1 protein-coding gene is annotated in these 583 nt (G+C 61.6%); it reads right to left on the bottom strand.

Annotated features, from left to right (window positions below):
- A partial coding sequence (locus tag AC0KVQ_RS16515; RefSeq protein ID WP_473422290.1) for a zinc-binding dehydrogenase occupies nt 1-583 on the bottom strand: 583 nt, incomplete at both ends.

Below are 583 nucleotides of genomic sequence, written 5' to 3'. Positions count from 1 at the left end.
TGATTTCCTTGCCCACCAGCACGCCGATCGGAATCGATACGTCGCCACTCACGCCCACCTGCACGATCACGCCGCGCGGACGCAAGACCGGGAAGATGTCCTTCAGCACCGCACCGACACCGGTACATTCAATCGCGACATCGAAGTAGCCTTTGTCAGCCGTGTATTGCTCGGTTTGCAAGCCTGGGGCTGCGGCGACATTTACCGTGCCGGTGGCACCCATTTCGACAGCCTTGGCCAATGCGGCATCGTGCAGATCGGTAGCGACCACTTCGAGTGCGCCGGCATAACGCGCAGCGGCTACCACCAGAGCGCCGATCGGGCCGGAGCCGGTGACCAGTACCTTCTTGCCAGCCAGATTGCCGGCCTGCTTCACCGCATGCAGGGCAACGGAGAGCGGTTCGCAGCAGGCGGCTTCGCCCAGGCTGATCGCATCGCCAACGGATTCACACTGATATTCTTCGGCCACGATCAGTTCGCGGAATGCGCCCTGGCTATGCGGGGTACGCATGGCACTGCCGTAGAACCACATATCCAGACAATGCTGATGCTCACCGGCCTGGCAGAACTTGCACTTGCCGCA

The sequence above is a fragment of the Formivibrio sp. oc-25 genome, assembly GCF_055810895.1.
The sequence above is the reverse complement of the archived record's forward strand: the minus strand, read 5'-3'. Positions and strand labels throughout refer to the sequence as shown.